Annotated in this window: 20 protein-coding genes; 14 read left to right on the plus strand and 6 right to left on the minus strand. The window is 66.5% G+C overall.

Annotated features, from left to right (window positions below; genetic code table 11):
- Positions 1-20 precede the first annotated feature (20 nt).
- Positions 21-1,481: an LCP family protein gene (locus LQ955_RS07210; RefSeq protein ID WP_231027491.1), complete on the plus strand. Its 1,461-nt coding sequence runs from the start codon at positions 21-23 to the stop codon at positions 1,479-1,481.
- A gap of 109 nt (positions 1,482-1,590) precedes the next feature.
- Here LQ955_RS07210 and LQ955_RS07215 read toward each other — a convergent pair whose 3' ends face one another.
- Positions 1,591-2,289 carry a hypothetical protein gene (locus LQ955_RS07215; protein WP_231027492.1) on the minus strand — a complete coding sequence of 233 codons (699 nt, stop codon included), beginning with the start codon at positions 2,287-2,289 and terminating at the stop codon, positions 1,591-1,593.
- Between the two features lie 155 nt (positions 2,290-2,444).
- On the opposite strand from LQ955_RS07215, the gene LQ955_RS07220 reads away from it, so the two are divergent.
- The 5 genes from LQ955_RS07220 to dhaK all read left to right on the plus strand — a co-directional run bounded on the left by LQ955_RS07220 (position 2,445) and on the right by dhaK (position 6,701).
- Positions 2,445-3,188, plus strand: coding sequence for a GAF domain-containing protein (locus LQ955_RS07220; protein ID WP_231027493.1), 744 nt, complete (start codon positions 2,445-2,447; stop codon positions 3,186-3,188).
- An 85-nt stretch (positions 3,189-3,273) separates the two neighbouring features.
- Positions 3,274-4,134 carry a class II fructose-bisphosphate aldolase gene (locus tag LQ955_RS07225; RefSeq protein WP_231027494.1) on the plus strand — a complete coding sequence of 287 codons (861 nt, stop codon included), beginning with the start codon at positions 3,274-3,276 and terminating at the stop codon, positions 4,132-4,134.
- A 4-nt stretch (positions 4,135-4,138) separates the two neighbouring features.
- Complete coding sequence (locus LQ955_RS07230; protein ID WP_231027495.1) at positions 4,139-5,014, plus strand: HAD-IA family hydrolase; 876 nt, start codon at positions 4,139-4,141, stop codon at positions 5,012-5,014.
- Complete coding sequence (gene dhaL / locus LQ955_RS07235) at positions 5,011-5,646, plus strand: dihydroxyacetone kinase subunit DhaL (RefSeq protein ID WP_231027496.1); 636 nt, start codon at positions 5,011-5,013, stop codon at positions 5,644-5,646. The genes LQ955_RS07230 and dhaL overlap by 4 nt, the downstream gene beginning before the upstream one ends.
- Before the next feature lie 59 nt (positions 5,647-5,705).
- The gene (gene dhaK, locus LQ955_RS07240) at positions 5,706-6,701 is read left to right on the plus strand and encodes a dihydroxyacetone kinase subunit DhaK (protein ID WP_231027497.1); all 996 of its coding nucleotides are present in this window, start codon (positions 5,706-5,708) and stop codon (positions 6,699-6,701) included.
- Between the two features lie 204 nt (positions 6,702-6,905).
- Here the strand turns inward: dhaK and LQ955_RS07245 are convergent, their stop codons facing one another.
- The gene (locus LQ955_RS07245; RefSeq protein ID WP_231027498.1) at positions 6,906-8,318 is read right to left on the minus strand and encodes a glucose-6-phosphate dehydrogenase; all 1,413 of its coding nucleotides are present in this window, start codon (positions 8,316-8,318) and stop codon (positions 6,906-6,908) included.
- A 110-nt stretch (positions 8,319-8,428) separates the two neighbouring features.
- Here LQ955_RS07245 and LQ955_RS07250 point away from each other — a divergent pair, with 110 nt between their 5' ends.
- The 4 genes from LQ955_RS07250 (at position 8,429) to LQ955_RS07265 (ending at position 13,866) form a co-directional block, all read left to right on the plus strand.
- The gene (locus LQ955_RS07250) at positions 8,429-9,460 is read left to right on the plus strand and encodes a hypothetical protein (RefSeq protein ID WP_231027499.1); all 1,032 of its coding nucleotides are present in this window, start codon (positions 8,429-8,431) and stop codon (positions 9,458-9,460) included.
- A gap of 30 nt (positions 9,461-9,490) precedes the next feature.
- A complete protein-coding gene (locus LQ955_RS07255) occupies positions 9,491-10,558 on the plus strand; it encodes a hypothetical protein (protein WP_231027500.1) in 1,068 nt (355 codons plus the stop codon).
- A 74-nt stretch (positions 10,559-10,632) separates the two neighbouring features.
- Positions 10,633-12,354, plus strand: a complete 1,722-nt coding sequence (locus LQ955_RS07260; RefSeq protein WP_231027501.1) for a class I adenylate-forming enzyme family protein — start codon at positions 10,633-10,635, stop codon at positions 12,352-12,354.
- A gap of 144 nt (positions 12,355-12,498) precedes the next feature.
- Entirely contained in the window at positions 12,499-13,866 is a 1,368-nt protein-coding gene (locus LQ955_RS07265; protein WP_231028082.1) for an MFS transporter, read from the plus strand.
- A 43-nt stretch (positions 13,867-13,909) separates the two neighbouring features.
- Here LQ955_RS07265 and LQ955_RS07270 read toward each other — a convergent pair whose 3' ends face one another.
- Genes LQ955_RS07270 through LQ955_RS07280 form a run of 4 tightly spaced genes read right to left on the minus strand, consistent with a single transcriptional unit; the run spans position 13,910 to position 18,084 of the window.
- Complete coding sequence (locus LQ955_RS07270; RefSeq protein ID WP_231027502.1) at positions 13,910-15,250, minus strand: helix-turn-helix transcriptional regulator; 1,341 nt, start codon at positions 15,248-15,250, stop codon at positions 13,910-13,912.
- The gene (locus tag LQ955_RS07275) at positions 15,247-16,845 is read right to left on the minus strand and encodes a helix-turn-helix transcriptional regulator (RefSeq protein WP_231027503.1); all 1,599 of its coding nucleotides are present in this window, start codon (positions 16,843-16,845) and stop codon (positions 15,247-15,249) included. Before LQ955_RS07275 ends, LQ955_RS07270 begins: the two co-directional genes overlap by 4 nt.
- A 9-nt stretch (positions 16,846-16,854) precedes the next feature.
- A complete protein-coding gene (locus LQ955_RS20175; protein WP_390623450.1) occupies positions 16,855-17,625 on the minus strand; it encodes an SOS response-associated peptidase family protein in 771 nt (256 codons plus the stop codon).
- Positions 17,626-17,664: 39 nt separating this feature from the next.
- Complete coding sequence (locus tag LQ955_RS07280; protein ID WP_231027504.1) at positions 17,665-18,084, minus strand: hypothetical protein; 420 nt, start codon at positions 18,082-18,084, stop codon at positions 17,665-17,667.
- Between the two features lie 91 nt (positions 18,085-18,175).
- Here LQ955_RS07280 and LQ955_RS07285 point away from each other — a divergent pair, with 91 nt between their 5' ends.
- From LQ955_RS07285 to LQ955_RS07300, 4 genes are all read left to right on the plus strand, one after another.
- Positions 18,176-19,600, plus strand: a complete 1,425-nt coding sequence (locus LQ955_RS07285) for a GAF domain-containing protein (protein WP_231027505.1) — start codon at positions 18,176-18,178, stop codon at positions 19,598-19,600.
- 76 nt (positions 19,601-19,676) lie between these two features.
- Entirely contained in the window at positions 19,677-21,200 is a 1,524-nt protein-coding gene (gene exaC / locus LQ955_RS07290; RefSeq protein WP_231027506.1) for an acetaldehyde dehydrogenase ExaC, read from the plus strand.
- A gap of 114 nt (positions 21,201-21,314) precedes the next feature.
- Complete coding sequence (locus LQ955_RS07295; protein WP_231027507.1) at positions 21,315-21,725, plus strand: DUF779 domain-containing protein; 411 nt, start codon at positions 21,315-21,317, stop codon at positions 21,723-21,725.
- A 204-nt stretch (positions 21,726-21,929) separates the two neighbouring features.
- Positions 21,930-22,901 (plus strand): D-2-hydroxyacid dehydrogenase family protein, encoded by a 972-nt coding sequence (locus LQ955_RS07300; protein WP_231027508.1) that lies wholly within the window; start codon positions 21,930-21,932, stop codon positions 22,899-22,901.
- The last annotated feature ends 356 nt before the right edge of the window (positions 22,902-23,257 follow it).

Here is a 23,257-nt window from a genome sequence, read left to right on the forward strand (position 1 = left end):
GATGCCTAGGCTCGGTGGCGATGACAACCCAGACTCCGCCCCATCAGCACCGTGTTCTGACTCCCGAGCAGCGCCGGCGACGCCGGCGTCGCCAGGTGGCGACCCGCTGGTCGGTCATCGGAGTCGTGCTCATTCTGCTTGTCGCGGGCGGCTATGTCGTCTACAACTACCAGCGCTTCGTCAACGGCATCACGCACATCGACGCGCTGCCGGGCGGCGCGACGAACAACAAAGACCAGAACATCCTGCTCGTCGGAGACGACCATCGCCCCGACAACGCCACCCCCGAGCAACTCGCCCAGCTCGGCACCGAAGAAGACGGCGGCGGCACCAGCACCGACACCATGATCATCGTGCACCTGCCGGCCGACGGCAGTTCGGCCACCATGATCTCGCTGCCCCGCGACTCCTGGGTCGACATTCCGGGTTTCGGGCAAGACAAGCTCAATTCGGCCTTCACCTACGGAACCGAGAACGGTGGCGGTGATGCTGGCGGGGCGAAACTGCTCATCACGACCATCCAGAACCTCACCGGGCTGACGATCGACCACTTCGTTCGGGTCTCGCTGCTCGGTTTCTACAACGTCGTCAACGCGCTGGGGCCCGTACAGGTGTGCCTGAACGAGGCGGTCGACGATCCATTCTCGGCCATCAACCTGCCGGCCGGCGTCTCGACGCTCGACGCCTCGCAGGCGCTCTCGTTCGTGCGCCAACGGCACGGGCTGCCCAACGGCGACCTCGATCGCGAGGTGCGCCAGCAGTACTTCTTGTCGGTCGAGGCGCGCCAGATTCTGTCGGCCGGAACCCTGCTCAACCCCGGCAAGCTCGCCGGCGTTCTCGACGCCATCAGTTCGTCGATCGAGACGGATTCGGGCCTCAACATCATCGACCTCGCCACGCAGATGCGCGGGCTGAACGCCGACAACATCCACTCCACCACGATTCCCATCACCGGCACCCCGACGATCACGGTCGACGGGAACGATGTCTCCATCGTTCAAGTCGACACGGCGGCGATGCCCGGGTTCATCGCCAGCGTGCTGGGCACGTCGGCTCCGGCCGCATCGTCGTCGGCGACGCCCTCGGCCTACGACAGTGCAACTGCCTCGGCGGTCGGCGACGTGACCGTCACGGTACTGAACGGCAGCAACGGAGACGGCGTCGCCGCCTCGAACACCGACGCGCTGAGCGGCTTCGGCTTCAAGACGGGCACGCCAGGCGACGCCGACCCGCGGGCGACCACGACCATCCAGTACGCCGCCGGCAACGAGGGCCACGCGAAGGCCGTCGCCGCGTACTACCCCGGCGCGACGCTGGAGGTCGCCGATGTCAGTGACGTGACGGTCATTCTGGGTCAAGACGACCTGACCGCGACCGACCCGAACGCGGCAGCGACGGATGCACCGGCCGCCCCCGACACGTCGACCCCCGCCCCGACGGCCCCCACGAAGAGCTACGCCTCGGGCGCCTGCATCAACTGACGCCCGCCGGGCCCTGCAGCCCGCCCTGCGCTGCCGGTGCCCGATGCCCTCCCTCTGACACCGCGCCACCGCACCCTGGTGCGGATTGGAGCGACCGAGGCGCGGCGTGTCAGCGCATAGCGGCGACGTACGCGCGCAGGCCGACCGAGAGGTCGACACAGACGCCGAGCAGAATGTCGAGATTCGCGGGCGTCGGCGCCTCGCGCAGCACCAACCGCGTGCCGAGGTTCGGAAACTTCAGCGGAGCGCCCGTCACGTTCAGCCACCGATCGGTGAAGTAGTCGAGGTCTGAGAGCGCAAAGCCGAGGTCGAGCAGGGTGTTCGCGGTGATGTTCCAGCCGCCCGAGCGCAGAATCACGTCGAGCGTGCCAACCGGCTCTGCTGCCGCATCGAGCACCCGAAGCCGATACGATTCGTCGCCTTTTACGCCGGCGGGGTCGGCGACGATCGTGTAGAGCGCCGTGCCGCTCACTGCGACCACCGTCGACTCCTCACCCCGAGTGATGCGGGCGAGCTCGAGCGGGCCGTCAGAGACGGTCGACACTCCGCCGGCGGAGCTTTCGACGGTGAGCGTGGAGCCGGCACGCGTCACGATCGAGTGTTTGCCGAGGCCCCCGTTCTTGAACCCGAACAGGATGCCCAGCTTGCCCCCTGCACCCTCGGCACCGCCTTGGCGCGCCACGGCCAGCGGCTCGCCCCCCGGTTCTGACGTCGTCGGGCCGTCGTCGAAGGTCTGCACGAGGGCGTTACCGGCGGCCCGCGAGAGGCGGCCGTTGACGATGACGATCGAGGGAAGCTCAGGGTTCATGCCAACACAATAGCGCAGACTCGAGCAATCGTCATCACGTGTCTCTTCCCATATCGAGGCCCCACGGGCTGAGCGCTCGACCCCCTGAAGTGGCACTGCCCCGCGCGAAGGCGCATGATAAGAACAGTATTGACGATCTCAACGATGAGGGCTTCATGACGCTGATGGCTTCGCTCGCCGAAGAACTCGCGGGCGAGTTCCGCCTGCAACCGCTGCTCGAAAAGATTCTGACCAACGCGGTGCGACTGCTGGGCTGCCGCAGCGGATCGATCTGCACCATCGATCACGCCGCCGCGACCTATCGCAAAGAGGTCGACCTCGACGTGCACTGCCAGGCCGGTCACGTGTTCCAGCTCGACGAGGGAGTGACCGGCGCAGTTGTGCGCGCCGGTGCTTTCGTGAGTTTCGCCTCGTACGCGTCTGTTCCGCGCGGTCACATCAGCCGCGACGACGAACGTTTCGGCAGCCCGGTCATCGGCGTGCCCATCACGGTCAACGACGGCATGATCGGGGCGTTCGTCGTGTTCGGCGAGCCCGGGCATCCGTTCACCGAGGCCGACGCCGAGCTTCTCGAATTGTTCGCCACCCACGCCGCCGTGGCCATCGTGAACTCGAAGATGCACACCGCTGACCTCGATCGGGCCGTCGCCAAGGCGCTGGGCACTGCCCCGGCCGGTGCTCTGCCCGTACGACTGACCGCTCGCGAAAAGCAGGTGCGCAACCTGGTTGTCAAGGGCCTTCCCGACAAGCAGATCGCCACCCTGCTCGCCATCTCGGCGAAGACCGTCGAAAAGCACGTCGGTTCGATTCTGCACAAATGCGGTGTGCCGAACCGAACCGCCCTGGCGAGCATGGCCAGGGCCGAGGGTGATGAGCGGTATGGGGGAAATCCCGCATAGCCGCTCGCGGCCGATCTGCATAGATTCGCAGAGGAGGCCGTAAAACGGCCATCCTGTGGTCGAAGCCGCGCAGAAGGAGACGCCGATGCCTGTCGTGTCGCTGAAAGAAATCGTCGACCGGGCCTTTGCCGAACGGTACGGTGTGCCCGCCATCAACATCGTCAACGACCTCACGCTCGAAGCCGTTCTCACCGGTGCGGTGAACAGCAACTCCCCCGTCATCGTGCAGACCTCGGTGAAGACGGTTCGGGCCATCGGCGCTCCCGTCTTGTTCGCGATGTGGCAAGCGATGACCGCCGACATCGCCGTGCCGGTCACCCTTCATCTGGACCACTGCCCCTATCGCGACGTGATCAGTGAGTGCCTTGAACTCGGCTGGAACTCCGTACTCTTCGACGCATCGCAGCTGCCGGTCGAAGAGAACCAGCGGCAGACCGTGGAGGTCGTCGCCGAGGCCCGCCGGTATGGAGCACACGTCGAGGGTGAGATCGAGTCGATCACCGGGGTCGAAGACGGCGTCGGCAGCGACACCGAATCGAAGCGGCAGTCGCTCGAGGTCTCGCTGCGCTTCATCGAGGCCACCGGAATCGACGTGTTCGCGCCCGCCATCGGCAACGCCCACGGGGTCTACAAGACCGAACCGCAGCTCGACTTCGATCGGGTCTCCGAGCTGGTCGCCGCGCATCCGATTCCCATCGCCTTGCACGGGGGCAGCGGAATGACCGACGCCCAGTTTCACGACCTGATCGCACGCGGCTGCGCCAAGGTCAACATCTCGACGTCGCTCAAGATGGTGTTCATGCAGTCGTCGCTCGCGAGTCTGAAGCGCAGCGAAGAGACGGCCAAGTGGGATCCGCCCACCCTGTTCGCCGACGTCTCGCGCGACGTCGTCGCCCTCACCTCGAGCCTCGCCGAGACCTTCGGCTCCGCCGGAAAAGCCTGGTAACCGGATGCCCGCCCTCATCTTCGACTGCGATGGAGTTCTGGCCGACACCGAACGCGACGGTCACCTGGTCGCGTTCAACCAGATCTTCGACGAATTCGGCCTGCCCGTGCACTGGACCGAGGCCGACTACGCCGTGAAGGTGCTCATCGGGGGCGGAAAAGAGCGGCTCGCCAGCCTGCTCACGCCCGAGTTCGTCGCCGAGGCCGGGTTGCCCACCGACCCGGGCGAGCAGGCGGCGCTCGTGGCCCGGTGGCACAAGCGCAAGACCGAGATCTACACGGCACTGGTGGCGTCCGGTGCGCTGCCGGGGCGGCCCGGAATCGAGCGCATCGTGGTCGAGGCGGCAGCCCACGGGTACACGCTCGCGGTCGCTTCGACGTCGGCCGAGGCGTCGGTGCGCGCGGTGCTCGAGCATGCGGTGGGGGCCGAACGGGCATCCACCTTTCACGTGTTCGCGGGTGACATCGTGGCGGCGAAGAAGCCGGCGCCCGACATCTACCTCGCCGCGCTGGAGGCGCTCGACCTGCAACCCGACGAGGCCGTGGTGGTCGAAGACAGCAACAACGGGCTGCGCGCGGCACTGGCCGCGGGGCTCAACACCATCGTCACCGTCAGCAGTTTCACGGTCGACGAAGACTTCACGGGCGCGGCGCTCGTGGTGAGTTCTCTCGGCGAACCGGGTGACGCAGGCGACCACCACTTCACCGTGCTGGCCGATGCCGCGGGCATCCACCCCCGCGGTTTTGTCGACATCACGGATATCGACGCAGTACTCGCCCTGCCCGCGCCGACAATCGCATCGACGCCGACGCCGACGTCATCGCCAAAACCGGCGCCGCCCCACAGCCCACTCCCCAGAACAACGGAGGTACCCCGATGACCGACGACCTCGCCCTCACCGAATTCGTGGTGCGCACCATCGCCGAAGAATCAGTGGCGCAAGAGAAGTACTTCGGCGAACTCGACGCGGTTGTCGGCGACGGCGATTTCGGCTACTCCCTCGCCCGCGGCTTCGAGTTCGTGCTGGCCGACTTCGACTCGATCGATCGAATTGACGCCGGCACGTTTTTGAGCAAGGTGGCCGTCATGATCACGAGCCACATCGGCGGAACATCCGGCCCGCTCTGGGGCACCGCCTTTCTGCGCGCCGGCAGCAGTCTGAAAGGCAACGAGAACATCTCGGGCCCCGACGTTGTCGCCGCTCTGCGTGCGGCCGTCGAGGGCATCAAGAAGCGCGGCAAGGCCGAACTCGGCGATAAGACCCTGCTCGACGCTCTCGTACCCTCCATCGATGCCCTCGAAACCTCGCTCGCCGCCGGCGACGATGCGGCGACCGCGGCAGAAACGTTCGCGGCGACGGCTCGCAGCGCGGCGGAGGCCACGAGCACGCTGGAGGCCCGCCGAGGGCGTGCCAGCTACACCGGCGAGCGCAGCATCGGGTCGGTCGACGCCGGCGCCATGGGCATCGCCGTGCTCGCCGAGAAGATCGCGGCGACCTGGCCGACGGGCTGAGCCCGAGCACCCGCAAACCCTCCCCCTAACCCCAACCCTCACAACGACGTGGAGACACCATGAAGAAGTTCATCAACGACCCGAAGCAGTTCGTTCCCGAGATGCTCGAGGGCATCGCTCTGGCCAACCCCGACACCCTGCGGTACGTGCCCGCCTACAACCTCATTCACCGAGCGGATGCCCCGAACCATAACAAGGTGACGATCATCCAGGGTTCCGGTTCGGGCCACGAGCCTGCTCACGTCATGACGGTGGGAAAGGGGATGCTCGACGGCGCCTGCCCCGGCGACGTGTTCGCCGCGCCGCCGCTCGACTTCATCACCGAGACCGTGAAGCTGCTCGCCAGCGACAAGGGCGTGCTGCTGCTGGTGAACAACTACACCGGCGACCGCATGGCGTTCGAGATGGCCGAAGAAGTGGCCGAGGCCGATGGAGTCAACGTGAAGACCCTCTTCATCGACGACGATGTCGCCGTGAAAGACTCCACCTACACGGTAGGGCGTCGTGGGGTCGCCGGTAACTTCTTCGTCATGAAGGCGGTCGGCGCCGCTGCTGAAAACGGCGCCGACCTCGATGAACTCGTGCGCATCGGCGAAAAGGTCAACTCAGTGACCCGCACCATGGGCATCGCGCTCACGGCCTGCACGCCGCCGGCCAAGGGCGAGCCGCTCTTCGAACTCGGCGACGACGAGATCGAGATCGGCGTGGGCATCCACGGCGAGCCGGGCCGCCGCCGCGAGAAGTGGATGCCCGCGAACGACATCGCCGACGTACTGCTCGATGCGATCGTGCCCGACCTGCCGTTTTCGAGCGGAGACCGCGTCGCCGTGATGGTCAATGGGCTCGGCGGAACCCCCATCAGCGAGCTCTACCTGCTGTACGGCGTCATTCACAAGAAGCTCGAGGCGCTCGGAATCTCCGTCGGACGCAACTACGTGGGCGAGTACTGTACCTCGCTCGACATGGCCGGCGCCTCCCTCACTCTCGTCAAGCTCGACGACGAGATCGAATCCCTGCTCGCCGCCCCCGCCGAGATCGCCATCCGCGTCTTCTGACCCGCTCGCGCGGCTCGGTTCACCTCCGTCTTGCGCAGAAGCACCGAAAACGCGACGCATGGGTGCTTCTGCGCAAACCCGGCGGGCGAAGGAGCGGCGCGCGGGGCCGAGCGTCAGGCGACGGAAGCCGGCGCACTAGGCTCTCTCGTCTGAAGCGGCTTCTTTCGAGAGCGTGGGCGCACGCGGCGTGGCGGGCGGGCCGGTTCAGACGGTGACGTCGTGGCGCCAGGCGGCGGGGCCCTGCGACCCCGCGCGATACGACTCCAGCGGCACCTCGTTCTTGCGCCACGAGTTCAGCACGGGAGCCACGATGCGCCAGCACTGCTCCGCGACGTCGCCACGAATCGAGAGCGTGGGGTCGTTGCCGAGCACCCCGCGCATCACCTCGCCGTACGCGGTGACCGGGCTGTCGGCGAGCGTCGTGGCGAGGTCGTGGCGTTCGAGCCCGAACGGATCCCCGTCGCCGTTCATGGTGAGCTCGAGCGTGAGTGACGACGGGCGCAAGCCCACCACGATGCGCTCGGGCGCCTCGACACCCTTGAGCCCACGCGGCACAAACCCCACGGGCTTGAGTGTCAGGATGATCTCTTTGCGGGGCACCCCGATTGCCTTTCCGCTGCGCAGCACGAACGGCACACCGGCCCAGCGCCGCGTGTTCACCTCGACCACCATCTCGGCGAGCGTCTCGGTCTCGAGCGACGTGTCGACACCTTTCTCTGACGCATAACCCGGCAACTCCCGGGTGCCGATCGTGCCGGCGGTGTACCGCGCACGTCGGCTCGGGGCATCCGTACCGCCCAGCACCGGAGCACCCGACCAGACCTGCGTCGCCCGCAGCACCTGCGCGGTCGCGGCGCGAAAGTCGACGGGGTCGATGCTCGTCGGGGCCTCCATCGCCACGATCGACAGCACCTGCAGCAAGTGCGACTGCAGCATGTCTTTCAGCGCGCCCGAGTGGTCGTAATACCCCGCTCGGCCTTCGAGCCCGAGGTCTTCGTCGTAGATGATCTCGACCTTCTCGACGTTGTCGGCGTTCCACACCGGCTCGATGAGCCGGTTCACGAACCGCAGGCCCAGGATGTTCAAGACCGTCGCCATGCCCAAGAAGTGGTCGACCCGGTGAATCTGCTCTTCGGGCACGACCTTCAGCAGGTGCCGATTGAGCGTGGCGGCGCTGCGCGAATCCGAACCGAACGGCTTCTCGAGCGCCAGCACCGTACCCTCCGGCAGGTCGACGGTGGCAAGGGTCTTCGCTACCTCGGCCACGATCGCCGGCGGCAGCGCGAAGTAGATCACCAGCTCGCCGTCGACGTCGGCCAGCACCCGTTCGAGGTCGTCGTGCGAAGTCGGATCGGCGACCACGTACGCGGCCGACTTCACGAGAGCCTTCGCGGCCGCCCCCTTCACCTTGATGCCGTCGAAGGCCTTCTGCACGGTGGCCTGCCACTGCTGATCGGTCTTCGGCGAGCGCCCGGAACCCAGAATGCGCAGCCCCTCGATGAGCGCCGCGTCGCTCGAAACTCCCCCGGCGATGAGGCTGCCGAGCCCCGGTAGCAGCAGGCGCTCGGTCAGGTCTCCACTGGCACCGAGAATGAGCAGGGTCTTAGGCGTCGTCATGCTTCGAGCGTACTTCTGCGGCGAGGCTTTCGGCGGGTCCCGGCGCGGCTCTTGACATCGGCTACAGTAATCGTCAGTTCTGCTTTGCATCATCACCACCGGGGGAACACGTGGGTAACACTCAAGCTGCGCCGACGCGGCGCTCGAAAATCGTCGGGCTGTCGATCTTCGCGGCCGTCGCCGTGCTGCTCGTCGCGACCGGCATCGTGGTCAACGTCGAGCACAACACCGCGGTGCACAACGCAGCCGCATCCTCCGCCGTGCAGGCCACGGCCGACCTCGACACCGCAACACAGGCCCGGGATGCCGCACTCGCCTCCCTACGCACCACCACCACCGCGGCCGACACGTTCACCGCAACGCTCACGGCCTCCCTCGCCGAAACCGACGGCTTCGTCGCACCGGATGCCCGCACCGCCGCCCTGGCAACCCAACCCGCCCTCGCCACCGAACAAGCAACCGCCGTCGCTCTCACTGCAACCGACCCCGGAGTCACCGCATCGACGACGGGTGCGACCTCCACCGTCTCGTCCGTGAACCTGGACTCGCTCACCCTCGGTGAGCTGCGCGCCTTCGCCGTGACCGCCACGGCGAACACCGCGACGATGGAGGCCGACACCGTGAAGTACCAGGCCGAGCAGGCCGCCGTCGCAGGGCGGATGCAGGCCGGCGCGGCCGCATTCGACGCCGCCGCGTCGACTGTCGCTACTGAGGGCGCGTCCATCGCGGCCGCGAACCTGAGCGCCGACCAGCCCGCGAAAGACGCCCTCACGAGCGCCATCGCCGGAGTCGCGACAGCCGCAACCGCTCCCGACGCCAGCAACCCGAAAGGGTTGGGCGCGGTCGCCTCGGCACTCAGCACCTACGTGACCGCCGCCAGGGCCGCCCAGGTCAGTAGCGCCGCGGCCGAGACGGCACGCGCCCAAGCGGCGGCAGAAGCAGCTCGCGAAGCGGCGGCCGAACGCGCCGCCTCGAGCCGGTCGTCTTCGTCGTCGAACTCGTCGAGTGCGAGCTCGTCTGCGTCAGGAGGCGACGGCATGGTCGCCGTCGATCCGGCGATTCTCGCCGCGGAACTGGCTGCATTCGAGGCGTCGGTCAGGGCGAAGTGCGTTCCTATCGACGGCACGCCTTGCTATCCCTGATCGACTGAACTACCACCACCGGAGGAATACGTGGGCATCAACGAAACCGAGCCGACTAAAGCCACACCGACGCGGCGCTCGAGAGCCGTCGGCCTGTCAGTCTTCGCCGCCGTCGCCGCCCTGCTCGTAGCGACCGGCATCGTCGTGAACGTTCAGCACAACGCCGACGTGCACACCGCCGCCCTCGCCTCGGCCACACAGGCAGCAGCAGATCTCGACACGGCAACTCAGGCTCGGGAGACCGCACTCGCCTCCCTGCGCACCACCACCGCTGCGGCCGACGCCTTCACCACCACCATGACCGCCTCCCTCGCAGAGACCGACGGATTCGTCGCACCGGATGCCCACGCCGCCGCCCTTGCGACACAACCCGGCCTCGCCACCGAACAGGCCAGCGCCGTCGTTCTGGTCAGCTCCGATCCGGCAAGCGACGGCACCACGGCCACCGTGTCAGATGCCAGAACGACGGTTGCGGCATCGTCGACCGACCTCACGTCGTTGACGCTCGGCGAACTTCGGGCGTTCGCCAGCACCGCGGCCGCCAGCACCACCGCCGTCGACGCGGCAATCGCGAAGTACACCGCGGAACAGACGGCCGTGGAGGCCCAGCTCGCGTCGGCGCAGACCGCGCTCATCGCTGTGGCAAACTCTGTCGCGACCGAAGGCGCCACCCTCACTGCGGCGAATCAGAGCGCCGACCAGCCGGCCAAAGACGCCCTGAGCGCCGCCATCGCCGCTGTTGCCACGACCGCAAGCACTCCCGGGGCCGCCGGAACGACGGGCCCCGACACCGCCGCCATCACCGCGGCACTCAGCTCCTACGTCACCGCCGCGAAGGCCGCGCAGGCAAGCAGCGCCGCCGCCGAGACCGCACGAGCCGCCGCCGCCGCAGCAGCTGCCGAAGCCGCCCGCGACGCAGCGAATACTGCGCGCGACTCGTCGTCTGGCTCGACATCGTCATCTGGAGACGGATCCAGCACGATGGTGGCGACCTTCCCGCCATTCGACGAGGCTGCGATGGTAGCCGAAATCGAAGCTCGCATGAAGGCTCAGAACAAGGCTGCAGGCAACTGCCTTATCCCCACCTGGTGCGAGTGACAATCAGGAATCGATCGAATCGGGCGTAACCTGTCCATCGGAATTTGTTCACCTCCGATTCGATTGAGGTTTTCATGAGCATCACTGTCGACTCCGCCCAGACACTGTCGAGCGACGAGCACCACAACGGCTACGAACCGAACACCGACTACGACCCCACCGCGTTCCGCAACGTGTTCGAGCACAACTTCACGTTCGCCTCGGCGGTGGAGCGCAACATCCATCGCTTCGCCAACCGCCCGGCCATCAGTGACCCGTCGACGGGTCGTTCGTGGACGTTCCGCGAATTCGGCGACGTGACGGGCGCCCTTGGCGAAGGCCTGAAACAGAACGGCATCGGGGTGGGCAGTGTCGTCGCCTACCAGCTCATGAACCGCCCCGAGTTCGCGTTTCTGTACGTGGCCGCCCAGGGTCTGCGCGCCGTGAGTTCACCGATGAACTTTCGCCTCGCCCCCGCCGAGACCGCGCACATTCTGAACGACTCGCAGCCGGCCATCTTCGTCTACGAGACCTGGGCGACCGCCGACGTCAGCGCCGCGCTCGGGCTGGCCGATTTCGAGCCGCCGGTGCTGGTTGCGGTGGGTGACGGCGACATCGTTCCCGGTTCGCTGCGCTTCGACGACCTGTTGGTCGACGGTGCCCCCAGCTTCCGGGCGAACCCCGAAGCCACCGTGTGGGACGAGACCAGCCGCCTCTACACGAGCGGTACGACGGGCATGCCGAAGGCGGTGCCGCTGACGAGCCTGAACGAGGTTCTCACGGCGCATGACGCGATCATCCACTTTCCCCTCGGCCCGACCGACAAGACCATGAACATGTCGCCCTGGTTCCACCGCGGCGGCAACTACTGCGCCGGCCCGAACTCGACGCTGTACGTGGGCGCCGAGGCCGTGTGCCTGCAGCAGTTCACTCCCGAAGCCGTGCTCGACGCCGTCGAGAAGAACAAGCTGACCTATGTCATCGGTGCTCCGACCAATCTCGAACGCCTCGCCGACGAGCAGGAGGCGCACCCGCGCGACCTCAGCTCCCTCAGCGGCATCGTCACGATGGGCGCTCCCCTCGACCGCGCCGCCGCCTTGCGCTACCAGCGTGTGCTCACCAAGCGCATCGCCAACGGCTACGGCACCACCGAGGCCTTCTGGAACACCTACCTGCGCCCCGAAGACCTGCCCGACGCGGCCGGTGCCGCCGGCCGCGCCTGCCTCGACGACGACGTCGCCGTGGTGAAGGTCTACGCCGACCGCCTCGCCACGCCCGACGACCTGGCCGACAAGAACACGCACGAGATCGGCGAGGTCATCATGCGCACGGTCAAGAGCGGCTACGCCTACCGCAACAACCCCAAAGAAGAGGCCGAGAAGTTCCACGACGGCTGGATCTACCCGGGCGACCTCGCCAGCTGGGACGAGAACGAAATCGTCACCATCATCGGCCGCAAAGACGACATGATCATCTCGGGCGGTGAGAACGTGCATCCGGTTCAGGTCGAAGAGGTTCTCGCCGGGCATCCGGATGTCGCGGACAGCATCGTCGTCGGCCTGCCCGACGAACAGTGGGGCGAAGTCGTCGTCGCGTACGTGCAACCCCGAGAGGGGCGGATGCTCGACCGCGCTGAAGCGGCGAAATCGCTCGAGGACTTCACCCGAGAAAGCGTCTCGCTCGCCGGCTACAAGCGCCCGCGGCGGTACACCTTCGTCACGGAACTGCCCTACACGGCCACCGGTAAGAAGCAGCACTTCGTTCTCAAGAAGCAGGCCCCGGCCGACAACGAGGCAGGCAAGTTCGTCACGCCCTAAGCTAGAAAAGGTACTTCGTAGACGGCAACAAACACGTTCGTCTCCGACCTCTTCTCGAAAGGCACCGTGACCAAGGAACAGACCGAAAGCGTCAGAACCGGCGTAGGTTTTCGCTCCGAACGCGGGCCGTTGCTCATCGCCCTCATGCTGGCCACCGGGCTGGTTGCGATCGACTCGACCATTCTGGCGACCTCGGTGCCGTCGATCGTGGGCGACCTGGGCGATTTCTCGCAGTTTCCGTGGCTGTTCTCGATCTACCTGCTCGCGCAGGCGGTGTCGGTGCCGGTCTACGCAAAGCTGAGCGATACCTTCGGGCGCAAGCCGATCATCCTGTTCGGAATCGCCCTGTTTCTCGTCGGCTCGATTCTGTGCGGGTTCGCCTGGAGCATGCCGGCGCTCATCGCCTTCCGCGTTGTTCAAGGCCTCGGCGCGGGCGCTGTTCAGCCGATGGCCGTGACCATCGCGGGTGACATCTACACTGTTGCCGAGCGGGCGAAGGTGCAGGGCTACCTCGCGAGCGTCTGGGCGATCTCGTCGGTTGCGGGGCCCGCGCTCGGCGGGTTTTTCTCAGAGTTCGTTTCATGGCGATGGATCTTCTTCGTCAACGTTCCGCTGTGCATCATCGCCGGTCTCATGATCTGGCAGCGCTTTCACGAGAAGATCGAGAAGCGCGAGCACCGCATCGACTACGCCGGGTCGGTGGTGCTGACTCTGGCGATCAGCGCGCTCATTCTGGCTGTTCTCGAGGGCGGTCAGGCCTGGGCGTGGGATTCGCCGTACAGCATCGGTGCCTTCGTCTTCGGCGGCGTGATGCTGGTGGTGTTCGTCTTCGTGGAGCGCCACGCGGCGGAGCCCGTGTTGCCGCTGTGGGTGTTTTCCAGGCGACTGCTGCTCACCACCACCCTCATCTCGCTCGGAGTGGGCGCGATTCTGCTCGGGGTGACGTCGTTCGTACCGACCTATCTCGAGGGCGCGCTGCACATCACCCCGCTGGTGTCGGGTTTGGCGGTCGCGGCCATCACACTCGGCTGGCCGATCTCAGCGTCACAATCGGGTCGGTTCTATCTGCGCATCGGCTTTCGCCAGACCATCCTCATCGGGCTCAGCATCACCGTTCTGGGGGCGCTGTCGCTCTGGCTGTCGGCCCCGAACCCCAACCTGCTGATCGTCACTCTGAGTTGTTTCGTGATCGGCCTCGGTCTCGGCCTCAGCGCCACGCCGGGCCTCATCGCGGCGCAATCGAGCGTGCCGTGGGAGGAGCGCGGAGTGGTGACAGGAACGAACTTCTTCGCCCGTTCCATCGGCAGCGCGGTCGGCGTAGCGATCTTCGGTGCCATCGCCAACAGCATCTACGCGGCGCACGACGGCGGTCAGCAAGTGCCGGCGACGGTCGCCCTGGCCTCCGGCGCGGCGTTTCTCGCGGTGCTCGTCTGTGCGGCCGCTGTCGTGGTGGCCGCGTTCGCGATGCCGGATGCCCGCCTCCAGTCCGACGGACGCGTCGGTCACGCGTAGGCACCGCACCCTCGCTGGACTCGGCCGTGGTCCCGGCCCCGGGTTATGCCAGGTCGAGCACCTCGAACACACCCGATCGCTTCGCCAGTGACACAGCGTCGGCGCGGGAGCCGACGCCGAGCTTCACGTAAATGCCTCGGCAGTGCGATGCGATCGTGCTACGGCTGGTGAAGAGTTCGTGCCCGATTTCTGCGAGCGTCGAGGTGCTGCCGAGTTTTCGCAGAACCTCCCATTCTCGCGCGGACAGGTCGCCGAACGACTCCGCAACCTCATCGAGCCCGTTTCGCGGACGGTCGACGAGCGAACCGATCGCGAACGGAGGCAGGGAGGTGATTTGTTCCGCCAGCCCGGCGAGCGCGGCACGGTGTCGCGTCGGCAGCGCGCAGACCTCCGCCGCGCCGGATTCCGCACACAGCGGAGCGAGTCGAACAAGGCACGCGACCGCAGATTCCGTTCGGCCCATGGCCTGAAAGGCCGCAGCGCGAACGGCCAACAGAAGCACCCTCGTTCGAGAGCTGTGCGAGACCGTGCCGCGAGCGCACTCGTCCGTGCGTCGCACCGCGACTTCGGGTCGCCCGACGGCGAGCAGCGCGATCGCCTGGAAGCTGGGGCGGCAGAGGTGTTGGTGTCGGTGCTCGACAGCTTCGCTCGGCGAGTGCCGCATCACGAATCCGAGCTCGCCTCCCGCTAGAGCGGCCGCCGAAGCGGCCCCCTCTCGTGCCGCAGCCAGCGCTGGAGCAATCGGTATGCCCGGTGACACCCCTGCCTGTGCATCCGTCTCTGCCAGCGCAGCCGTCTCCGCCAATGCACTAATCGCTCGCTCAGGCTGGCCAGACAGTAGCGCCTGGCCGGAGCGAAGCACCCGCGCGGCGATCGCCCAAGTGTCGTCGTCAGCCCTACCGGCAGCCAACTCCGTTGCTAAGCCACCAGCCTCCTCGAGCTGCAATCGTGACAGGGCGATAACACCTCGTGCCGCGTGCTGTCGCGAGCGCACCGCGAATCCGGCGGCGCCGAGTCGACTCCCCCCGAGCACCGTTTCGAGTTTGTCGAGGCGTTCTTCGGCACGCGAAAGATCACCGGCAACGGCATACACGCACGCCAGGTCGCCGAGCGCGAACAGTCGCGCTCCACTCGCCGAGTCGCGCCGCGCCCTTTCCAAGAGCGGAACCGCTGCGCGGTCGTCACCGATCGCCCACAAGACCTCACCGGCAGCGCACCAGACCCACGGCAACCTGGTTCGAACGCTCTTGTACGCCGCGCCGTCGAGCTCGTCGATACGCAACAGCGCTGTGCGGGCATCCGTCTCGGCTCGCCGAAAGAGCCCCGAGCGAAGAAGCGCACGCAGGTGAGAAGCCGTGCTCTGAATAGTGCGTGCCGAGGTCAACGATCCGACGGCTTCAGCGCGAACCAGCCCGCTACTTCAGCGAGATCGACCGCCCCGGCTCGCGAACCCACCCCGAGCTTCGACGTGAGGTTGCGAACGTGCGATTTGACCGTGTTGCGCGACGTGAAGGTCGCCTCGCCGATCTGCGAGAGCGTCTCCGTTCCGCGCAGCCGGGTCAACAACGACCGTTCTGCGGGCGTCAGCTTTCCGATGGTTCTGTAGACCTCTTCGAGCCGGTTCGGCGAGTCGACCGTCAGACGCCGAACTCCGTCGGGAACGGCGCCGTACTGACCAACTTCAGACTCGGCGGCCTCAGATTCGGCGGCCTCAGATTCTGCGAGCAGTTCGGCCAGCACCGACGGAGCAAGAAGGGCGGCTCCGGAATATCCGCCCGACGACGCCACACCCGTCCAGCGGGCGAAGTGGGCCAGCGCAGCCTCCTGGTCGCCCGTCAACTGGGCGGCGGCCGCCTGGATGAGCGGCAGCGCCGTCGCGGTCGACGGGCTGTGTGCCGGGCCAAGGGCGAGGCAGGAAGAAATCGACTCCAGAGCAGACCGGGGCAGCCCGAGCGCGAGATAGCTGAAGCCGCGCAGGGACTCGAAGCAGATCTGGTGGGCGGGCAGCCCGGAATACTCGGCCGTCGACCCGATGACGACTCCCGGTCGCCCCAGAAACACTTCGACAAGGGCTGATGAATAGACGATCTGCGCACGTACGGCGGGCGACGCGCTGTCGATCTCGAATCCGAGCGAAACTCGCTCGAGATGAGTGACGGCGCTCGCGGCCTGCCCAGACAGGCACCAATACAGAACCTGAACCTCGAGTGCTGCAAACCGCCACTGTGGTTCGGCTATCTCGAGAACACGAGCGAGTTCGTCAAAAGACTCGCGTGCCTCTGAGAAGCGAAGCAGCCCCGTATTCACGAGCACCAGCGCGGCCAACACCGGAATGCGGTTCTGGTGCGGCGGCCAGCCGTGCTCGGCGATCACGGCGAGGGCGGCTTCGGCTGGCGCTTTCGCCGCCGGAAGCTGCCCCGACAACGACAAACCGAGCGCCACGTAACCCAGCCCGAGGTAGCGGAGGTAGTCGGGATTGCCTGGCGTTGCTGCGCGTGTGAACAGGTCGAACGCTTCGCGATTCTGATGCAGCAGTTGCAGCGCCAGCCCTCCCGTGAGCCACACCGCAGCGATAGACGGCAGCCACGCGGCAGCCGTCGAATCGTGCGCGTTGAATGTCGGCTCGGCGAATGCCTCCCGGCATCGGTCGATCAGCGCCACGGCCGGCTGCGGTGTTCCTCTGTTCGAGAGGGCCCGAATGGCAGCGGCAACGCGAAGGGCCGTCTGAGGAGTAATGGTGTCTGCACGAACGGCCCGGATGATCAGGTCGCCGAGAGTCGGATCGAGTTCCACTGTGCTGCCGGGCATCGAGCTGAGCACGATGTGGGCCGCGACGGCGTCGAGATCGTCATGCAGCTCTGCGTCAGACATCGAGAGCGCGAGCTCCGACGCCTCGGCCACTCCCCCCAGGTCGTGCAGCGAAGCGGTGACAAGGGCGACCAACCTCTCTGCCCGCGGGGTGGCAGTCAGGGAGGTCACCTTCTCAGTTTACTGACACCCAACATCCGCGAAGATCGGCGCCGTAACTCTCGTCGCACTGCGTGCAGACGCCACTGCTATCGGCACCGAGACCCTGTGACCGCTCAGCGAGTCGATCAGCGCCCGGGTAGACGGCGAAGGCTCCACGAACTGCTCGACGGATGTTCGTGGATCACTCGTGAGCCATGATGCCCAGTCCGTTTGGTGGAGCACGGCCGGCACTGTTTTCGCTGGATCGCGACTTTCAGGCGAGTCTCGGGTCACGAAAGCGACGGACACCTCTTCTCGCCCACCAACCCGCCGAACGCTGAAGAGTCCCATCGCCGCAATGATCGGCACCGGACCCTGCACGAAACACGGCACCTGCTCGCCGACTGGTGGGTGCGCCCACTCGAAGAAACCATTCATCGGAATGAGACACCGACTCCGAATGACGGCATTCCGAAACACCCCGTTCTGGCTCAATCGTTCGACGCCGACCGAGGATACGGGCTTCAGCTCTCCGCGGTTCCACGACGGTATGTACCCCCACTTCGCCAACACGAGTTCCCGGAGGTCAGGTTTCTGAGATGCCGCGGAACGCACGATAAGAACTCGTTCGCCCACCCCGAACCGATACGATATTCGCCAGCCGGTCGCCCGTGTCGCCTCGGCGGCCAGCGCCGCGGCAATGTCGTCAACGGATGACGTGAGCGCGAATCTTTCGAACATGTGGTTCAAAACTAAGCGCCACACGAGCGCTCCTCCGGCCGTTCGGCGCGATCCCACCCGCACTTTCATCCACAGCGATTCATCTACAGCGACCGTGACCGGTATCAGCTACATCGCGTCGTCGTCTTCTTCGTCATCATCGTCTGCGGTGGCCTTGGCGCGAGCCTCCGTGGACTCGCCTGTCGCCTGTGCCTTCGCCTCGGCCTCGAGGGCCTTTTCGTGCTCACGGCGACTCGGAACCATCGACATGATGAACAGCAGCCAGAGTAGCGCGAAGATCACCAGCGCGGCCACCAGGTCGCTCCAGCGGAAGGGGTAGAGTCTGCCGTCGATCGAGAGCACCAGCACCGTCTCGATGATCGCGAACGCTCCGAAGAACGCCGCCATGGCTCCGCGTGTGATGTGAAACCGGCCCCCGCGTCGATGCAGTTCCGTTCGGCGCAACTCGACCATGAGCGCGAGCAGCAGCACCGGCAGAATCTGCGATAACGCGGTTGCCGTCGCGACGTCGAAGAACGAGATCTTCATACGACGAGCGTACTGGCTGTGAGGTTTACGACCGTGAGCACGGCACGCGGAGGTATTCTGTCAGCGACAGATCAGCGTAGATCGGAGAACGGTGGCCAACCCCTACAGCGTCGCGCCGAGCCACGAACGCCGCAGCGACGAACTCGCCTACGAGTCGACGCTCGCCGGTGAGCTCTTCGTTCCCGGCGTGCGGCAACTCGTCGAAGAGAGCTGGCAACGCTCCCTCGAGCTGCACCTCGACCCCGACCGCATCGATCCCGGCTTCGACCTCGACGATCGTGAGCTGCGCGAGTACCGCCAGGAGCATCCGCTCGCGCTGGTGCTGCCGGTCATCCACCGTCTGCTCATTCAGCACACCTTCGAGACCGGGCTGATCATCGCCGTCGGCGACCAGGCCGGTCGCCTGCTCTGGATCGACGGCGACCGCGACCTGCGCCGCAAAGCCGAGAGCATGCTCTTCGTCGAGGGTGCGAACTGGTCGGAGAACAACGTCGGAACGAGCGCTCCGGGCACCGCACTTGCCCTTGACCACGGCATTCAGATCGGCGGCGCCGAGCACTTCAACCGCATCGTGCACCCCTGGAGCTGCACTGCGGTGCCCGTGCACGACCCGTCGAGCGGCTCGATTCTGGGCGTCGTCGACATCACCGGTGGCGACAACGCCGTCTCGCCCACGACCCTTCCGCTGCTCGAGGCGGCCGTGGCCGCCGCCGAAGCCGAGCTGCGCATCCACCAGCTCACTCAGCCGCGCCCGCCGGCTCGGCGCGCCGCCGTCGTGATCGGACCGTCGGCGCCGCACACGTCGGCCACCCCCAGCGGCACGGGAATACCCGCGTCGATCACGGTAACGACTGCGCCGCGTGCCCTGAGCGCTTCGCCGGCCCCGAAGCAGCGCTCCAGAGCAGTGGATGCCCTGCAGCTCTCTGTGCTCGGCCGCGAGCTCGGGCGGCTCGGCCGCGGCGAGAACAATTTCGAACTGAGTGTGCGCCACTCCGAGATTCTCACCCTGCTCGCCTGGAACCGGCACGGTCTCACCGCGGAGCAGCTCGCACACAAGCTGTACGCCAACGAGAATTCCGTGGCGACGCTACGCGCGGAGATGGTGCGGCTGCGGGCGGTGCTCACCCAGGCCGACACCGGGCTCGAGGTGGCTTCACGCCCGTACCGGTTGTCGGGCGAGCTCGAACTCGACGCACACAGCGTGCTGGCGTTTCTGCAGCGCGGAGCACACCGGGTCGCACTCGGCGCCTATTCCGGGCCGGTACTGCTCGGCTCGAGTGCTCCCGGCATCGTCGACATTCGTTCGGAGGTGAGTTCGAGCATCCGTGAGGCGCTGCTGACCGATGGGTCGGCCGAGGTGCTGCTCGAGTACCCGCGCACCGACGAGTGTGTGTACGACCGCGAGGTGTGGGTGCAGTGCCTGCAGCGGCTTTCGGCCCGATCGCCGAAGCGGGCATCCGTCGTATCGCGCATCGAGCGGATCGACCAGGAGCTCTCGCAACCTTCTGCAACGTAGCCGCAACGCTGCCCGACGTACCGTCGTGGTGTGCCCAGAGCTGGGCGCCATCGACAACGACGTCAAAGGACAGAACATGACCGTCTACGCCGCCCCGGGAACACCGGATGCGAAAGTCACCTTCAAACCCCGCTACGAGAACTGGATCGGCGGAGAATGGGTGAAGCCCGTCAAGGGCCAGTACTTCGAAGACATCACCCCCGTCACCGGAAAGCCCTTCGCCGAGGTCGCTCGCGGCACCGCCGAAGACATCGAGCTGGCGCTCGACGCCGCGTGCAAGGCCGCCCCCGCGTGGGGCAAGACCTCCTCGACCGAGCGCGCTGCCGTGCTCAACAAGATCGCCGACGTCATCGACGCCAACCTCGAGCTGCTCGCGGTCGCCGAGACGTGGGACAACGGCAAGCCGATCCGCGAGCCGCTCAACGCCGACCTGCCCTTGGCGTCGGACCACTTCCGCTACTTCGCGGCCGCCATTCGGGCGCAAGACGGCGACCACGCCGAACTCGACCACGACACCGTGGCGTACCAGTTCCACGAGCCGCTCGGTGTTGTCGGGCAGATCATTCCGTGGAACTTTCCGATTCTGATGGCCGTGTGGAAGCTCGCCCCTGCGCTGGCCGCAGGCAACGCCGTGGTGCTGAAGCCGGCCGAGCAGACCCCGGTGTCGATTCTCGTTCTCATCGAGCTCATCGGCGACATCCTGCCGCCCGGTGTGCTCAACATCGTCAACGGATTCGGTGTCGAGGCCGGCAAGCCGCTCGCGTCGAGCCCGCGCATCCGCAAGATCGCCTTCACCGGTGAGACCAGCACCGGCCGGCTCATCTCGCAGTACGCCAGCGCGAACCTCATCCCCGTCACGCTCGAACTGGGCGGCAAGTCGCCGAACATCTTCTTCAGCGATGTGGCCGACTCCGACGACGCGTTCTACGACAAGGCGCAAGAGGGTTTCACGCTCTTCGCGTTCAACCAGGGTGAGGTCTGCACGTGCCCCAGCCGCGCGCTGATTCAGAAGCCGATCTACGACTCGTTCCTCGACACGGTGACGGCACGAACGGCCAAGGCCATCCAGGGAAACCCGCTCGACACCGACACCCAGGTCGGCGCCCAGGCGTCGAACGACCAGCTCGAGAAGATTCTGAGCTACCTCGACATCGGCAAGCAAGAGGGCGCGAAACTGCGTCTCGGCGGGGAGCGCGCCGATCTCGGCGGAGACCTCACCGACGGCTACTACGTGCAGCCGACCATCTTCGAGGGCAACAACAAGATGCGCATCTTCCAAGAGGAGATCTTCGGCCCGGTCGTCGCCGTCACCTCGTTCGACGACTACGACGACGCGATCTCCATCGCCAACGACACGCTCTACGGCCTCGGCGCCGGTGTCTGGTCGCGCAACGGCACCACTGCGTATCGCGCCGGCCGCGACATCCAGGCCGGGCGGGTGTGGGTGAACAACTACCACGCCTACCCCGCGGGCGCAGCGTTCGGCGGTTACAAGAGTTCGGGCATCGGCCGCGAGAACAACAAGCTGGCGCTCGACCACTACCAGCAGACCAAGAACCTGCTGGTGTCGTACAGCGACAACGCGCTCGGGTTCTTCTAAACCCGCACCTGCGTGCCCGGCCGGGTCTCGCCCGAGGCCCGGCCGGGCATCCCTTCGCCTCTGTCGGCGAGAGGATGCTCGGCGTAGTGTTTCACCAAGAAAGAAGGTCTGCTCATGCTCGACTCTGCAGTGACAATCGACCGAGAAACACAGTCGCGGGTCGCACTGAATGACACGAGCGTGGAGTTGCTGCGCAAGCTGTGGACGCAGTACGGCCCGCTCATGTTCCACCAGTCGGGCGGATGCTGCGACGGCAGCTCGCCGATGTGCTACCCGGCCGGCGACTTTCTCACCTCTGACAACGACGTACTGCTCGGCACGTTCGACATCGGGCCCGACGCCGACGGGGCTCCGATGCCGATCGACTTCTGGATGTCGCGGGAGCAATTCGCCTACTGGAGTCACACCCACCTCACGATCGACGTGGTGAAGGGGCGCGGCAGCGGGTTCTCGGTGGAGGCGCCCGAGGGCGTGCGATTCATGATCCGCTCGCGGCTGATGGACTCGGCGACGCCCTTCGCGTAATGCCGTTCGTGCGGCGCTGTTTTCGTGTGGCGCTGCTTTCGCGCGGCGCCCTCTTTGCGCGACGCCCTCTTTGCGCGGCGCACTCTTTGCGCGGCGCACTCTTTGCGCAGCGGCGTTTCGCGCGGCGATTTTGGTCGCTAAATCGGGAGTTTAGGAGCCAAAATCGACGCGCGAATCGGCCCGCGCGCGACATAGATTTGAGAGGTGAAAACAGCCCGCTCGACCGTGACCATTCTCGACGATTACCAGGGCGTCGCGCTCACGTCGGCGGACTGGAGTGCGGTGCTCGCGAATCACGATGTCGACGTGGTGCGGGAGCACATCTCCGACCCCGACACGTTGGTCGATCGGCTCGGGCACAGCGCTGTGGTGGTCGCGATGCGCGAGCGCACCCCGTTCGATGCCGCGCTGCTGCGCCGGCTGCCCGCGCTGCGCCTGCTGGTGACGACGGGCATTGCCAACGCCTCCATTGACGTCGCCGCAGCGAACGAGCTCGGCATCGTGGTGAGCGGCACGGGCGGCGTCTCGACGGCCGTGCCCGAACTCACTCTCGGCATGATGATCGCCCTTACCCGCAACATCGCGGCCGAAGACCGCTCGATGCGCGAGGGCGGCTGGCAGCACACCATCGGCCCTGGCATCTCGGGCAGAACGCTCGGGATCGTCGGGCTCGGCAAGCAGGGCGTGCCGGTCGCGCGGCTCGCCCAGGCCTTCGGAATGAGCGTAATCGCCTGGAGCCCGAACCTCACCCAGCAGCGCGCCGACGATGCGCTTGAGGGTGTTCGCGCGGTTTCGAAACAGCAACTGTTTTCGACGGCCGACGTGATCACCGTGCACATGCCGCTCAGCGAACGATCGCGCGGTCTCGTCGGGGCCGCGGATCTCGCTCATATGCGTGCTACGGCATATTTCGTGAACACCTCGCGCGGCCCCCTCGTTGAGGAGGATGCCCTGGTCGAGGCCTTACGTTCGCGAGCCATCGCGGGCGCCGCGCTCGACGTCTACGACATCGAGCCGCTGCCCGTCGATCATCCACTTCGTTCGCTGCCGAACACCCTCTTGCTGCCGCACCTCGGCTACGTCAGCACCGACTCGTACGCGGTCTTCTACGCCGACGCCGTAGCCGACATCCTCGCCTTCGAGGCCGGCGCCCCGGTGCGTGTGCTCGCCCCCTGACCCGCGTCGCGCCCGCCGCCTGCCCGCCGGCGCACCCACTGGCCTCGAGAGCGACTCTTTCGGACGAGATGAGCCGCCCCGCCGGTCGCTCTCGTCCGAATACCTCGCTCTCAACGCACGCCGCGCGGCCGCCGGAGGTGCCGAGGCAGACAGCCCCGGAAGAGTACAGACGACCACGGCGCGACGCGGCGGAGGATTTCGGACGAGACGAGCCGCCCCGCCGGTCGCTCTCGTCCGAATACCTCGCTCTCAACGGCCACGCCGCGCGGCCGCCGGAGGTGCCGAGGCAGCCAGCCGAGGAGGAGTACAGACGACCACGGCGCCACGACCCGGAAGAGTACAGACGACCACGGCGC

The sequence above is a fragment of the Subtercola endophyticus genome (genome assembly GCF_021044565.1).
Classification (GTDB): domain Bacteria; phylum Actinomycetota; class Actinomycetes; order Actinomycetales; family Microbacteriaceae; genus Subtercola; species Subtercola endophyticus.

What these genes read in the sequence shown, in the direction of transcription:
- LQ955_RS20175 (WP_390623450.1), bottom strand. Translation starts at nt 17,625, where the DNA reads ATGAAAGTGCGGGTGGGATCGCGCCGAACGGCCGGAGGAGCGCTCGTG.
- dhaL (WP_231027496.1), top strand. Translation starts at nt 5,011, where the DNA reads ATGACCGACGACCTCGCCCTCACCGAATTCGTGGTGCGCACCATCGCC.
- dhaK (WP_231027497.1), top strand. Translation starts at nt 5,706, where the DNA reads ATGAAGAAGTTCATCAACGACCCGAAGCAGTTCGTTCCCGAGATGCTC.
- LQ955_RS07245 (WP_231027498.1), bottom strand. Translation starts at nt 8,318, where the DNA reads ATGACGACGCCTAAGACCCTGCTCATTCTCGGTGCCAGTGGAGACCTG.
- LQ955_RS07295 (WP_231027507.1), top strand. Translation starts at nt 21,315, where the DNA reads ATGCTCGACTCTGCAGTGACAATCGACCGAGAAACACAGTCGCGGGTC.
- LQ955_RS07265 (WP_231028082.1), top strand. Translation starts at nt 12,499, where the DNA reads ATGCTGGCCACCGGGCTGGTTGCGATCGACTCGACCATTCTGGCGACC.
- LQ955_RS07210 (WP_231027491.1), top strand. Translation starts at nt 21, where the DNA reads ATGACAACCCAGACTCCGCCCCATCAGCACCGTGTTCTGACTCCCGAG.
- LQ955_RS07225 (WP_231027494.1), top strand. Translation starts at nt 3,274, where the DNA reads ATGCCTGTCGTGTCGCTGAAAGAAATCGTCGACCGGGCCTTTGCCGAA.
- exaC (WP_231027506.1), top strand. Translation starts at nt 19,677, where the DNA reads ATGACCGTCTACGCCGCCCCGGGAACACCGGATGCGAAAGTCACCTTC.
- LQ955_RS07220 (WP_231027493.1), top strand. Translation starts at nt 2,445, where the DNA reads ATGACGCTGATGGCTTCGCTCGCCGAAGAACTCGCGGGCGAGTTCCGC.
- LQ955_RS07215 (WP_231027492.1), bottom strand. Translation starts at nt 2,289, where the DNA reads ATGAACCCTGAGCTTCCCTCGATCGTCATCGTCAACGGCCGCCTCTCG.
- LQ955_RS07280 (WP_231027504.1), bottom strand. Translation starts at nt 18,084, where the DNA reads ATGAAGATCTCGTTCTTCGACGTCGCGACGGCAACCGCGTTATCGCAG.
- LQ955_RS07230 (WP_231027495.1), top strand. Translation starts at nt 4,139, where the DNA reads ATGCCCGCCCTCATCTTCGACTGCGATGGAGTTCTGGCCGACACCGAA.
- LQ955_RS07260 (WP_231027501.1), top strand. Translation starts at nt 10,633, where the DNA reads ATGAGCATCACTGTCGACTCCGCCCAGACACTGTCGAGCGACGAGCAC.